Source organism: Streptomyces flavofungini, from assembly GCF_041028215.1.
Taxonomy (GTDB): Bacteria; Actinomycetota; Actinomycetes; order Streptomycetales; family Streptomycetaceae; genus Streptomyces; species Streptomyces flavofungini_B.
Genome location: NZ_JASKYR010001003.1, coordinates 1 through 2,099, shown reverse-complemented (window position 1 = coordinate 2,099; position 2,099 = coordinate 1). Strand labels below are relative to the sequence as shown.

General features: G+C 67.4%; 2 protein-coding genes. Both read right to left on the bottom strand.

All coding sequences use genetic code 11. From position 1 onward, the window contains the following. Positions 1 to 15: 15 nt before the first annotated feature. The gene (locus tag AB8Z36_RS37655; protein WP_369217876.1) at positions 16 to 1,131 is read right to left on the bottom strand and encodes a sensor histidine kinase; all 1,116 of its coding nucleotides are present in this window, start codon (positions 1,129 to 1,131) and stop codon (positions 16 to 18) included. Then, the gene (gene vanR-Sc / locus AB8Z36_RS37650) at positions 1,124 to 1,828 is read right to left on the bottom strand and encodes a VanSc-type vancomycin resistance response regulator transcription factor VanR (RefSeq protein WP_369217875.1); all 705 of its coding nucleotides are present in this window, start codon (positions 1,826 to 1,828) and stop codon (positions 1,124 to 1,126) included. Before vanR-Sc ends, AB8Z36_RS37655 begins: the two co-directional genes overlap by 8 nt. Between the last annotated feature and the right edge of the window lie 271 nt (positions 1,829 to 2,099).

The window sequence follows — 2,099 nt, the reverse complement described above, 5'->3', positions numbered from 1 at the left end:
GTCGGGGGCGCTGGCTCAGAGCCTGTCGGCCGGGCCATCACCTCCCGGGAAGTAGGCCTTGGCGGGCAGCCCCACGGTGACGCGAAGCCCGCCCTCGTCCCGAGGAGTGAGGGTGAGTGTTCCGTCGTGTGCCAGGGTGATGGTCTTGACAATCGCGAGGCCGAGACCGACGCCCGCGTGACCGGCGTGCACGCGCTCGGTGCCGCGCTGGAACGGCTCGGTCAGCGTCGACACCAGCTCCGGCGTGAGCTGCTCGCCGGTGTTCGCGACGGTGAGCAGCACCGCTCCGGGGTGGACGCTGGTGGTGACCCACACGGTGCCCCGAGCGGGCAGGTTGTGGACGATCGCGTTGTGCATGAGATTCGTGATGAGCTGGAGCAGCAGCGCGTGCGAACCGCTCATCGGGGTGATGTCGCCGGAAGTCTCGATGATGACGCCGTGCTCCTCCGCGAGGGGCAGGAGCGTCTCGGTGGCCTCGTCCGCCAGCAAGGACAGATCGAGCGGTTCCGGGGTGTAGGTCCGCTGATTGGCGCGGCTTAGCAGGAGAAGTGCTTCCGTGAGATCGATCGCCCGGGTGTTGACGGCGTGGAGGCGGTCGATGACTTCGCCCGGGTCGTGATCGGGGTCGGCGCGGGCCACCTCGAGAAGCGCCTTCGACGTCGCCAGCGGAGTGCGCAGTTCATGTGAGGCGTTGGCAGCGAATCTCTGCTGTGCGGCGACGTGTGCCTCCAGGCGGGCAAGCATGGTGTCGAAGGCGTCGGCCAGCTCGCGGAACTCGTCCTCGCGGCCGGGCAGCCGGATGCGGTGCGAGAGCGATCCGTTCGTGGCCATACGCGTGGCATCGCTTATCTGCGTCAGCGGCGCGAGCATCCGGCCCGCGAGGAACCAGCCTCCCACCAGGCCGAACAGCAGCAGGAAGACCAAGACGGTGACAGCCGCCGGAGCGAAGGTACCCAGGAGCAGTTGGCGGTTGGGGTTGTTGTGGAGCATCCGGCGGTCCCAGTCGTCGGGCACATACGACAGCAGGAACACCCACACCGCGGCGAGCAGCAGAATGCCGGCGAGCATGACGAATCCGGCGTAGCTGAGGGTGAGTTTGAGGCGAACGCTCAATCCGCGTGCTCTACTCACGCTCCCCCCTTTCAGTCGCGGTTGCGGCAGGTCCGTCAAGACCCTCGATGCGGTACCCCACGCCCGGCACCGTGGCGATGATCCACGGCTCCCCCAGCCGCTTGCGCAGCGCCGAGACAGTGATGCGGACGGCATTGGTGAACGGGTCGGCGTTCTCGTCCCAGGCGCGTTCCAGAAGTTCTTCGGCGCTGACGACACCGCCTTCGGCGGCGACGAGGACTTCGAGGACGGCGAACTGCTTCCTGGTCAGCGCCACATAGCGGCTGTCGCGGAAGACCTCTCGGCGGAACGGGTCAAGGCGAAGGCCCGCGATCTCGCGCACGGGCGGCCTGCTGTGAGCACGGCGGCGGTCGAGAGCTCTGAGCCTGAGCGCGAGCTCACGGAGTTCGAAGGGTTTGGTGAGGTAGTCGTCGGCGCCCAGCTCGAATCCGGATGCCTTGTCGTCGAGCCGGTCGGCCGCGGTGAGCATGAGGATCGGCATGCCGCTGCCGGAAGCGACGATGCGCTTGGCGACCTCGTCACCGGACGGTCCGGGGATGTCCCGGTCCAGGACCGCGATGTCGTAAGCATTGACGCTCAGCAGCTCCAGCGCCGCGCCGCCGTCACCCGCGATGTCTGCCGCGATCGCTTCCAGGCGCAGACCATCGCGGATCGCTTCTGCCAGGTAGGGCTCGTCCTCGACGATCAACACGCGCATGCTGCGATGCTACGAGCCCGCGCATATCGTCGGCATATCGAAAACCGCATACGAGCCGACAACACCTCGCCGCCTTGACTGGCGGCATGACTCGAACCGCATCACCAGCACGGACCGCGTTCCGCCGGAAGCACTGGCTCCTAGTCATCGGCATGATCGTCATCATCGCGGCGATCACCGCGGCCCTCGGCCACCGGTCTCAGACCCCTGCGGGCTCCTCGCGCTCCTCGGACTCATTAGTCACACCGTCCACGAAGCCCCCCTCGACCGC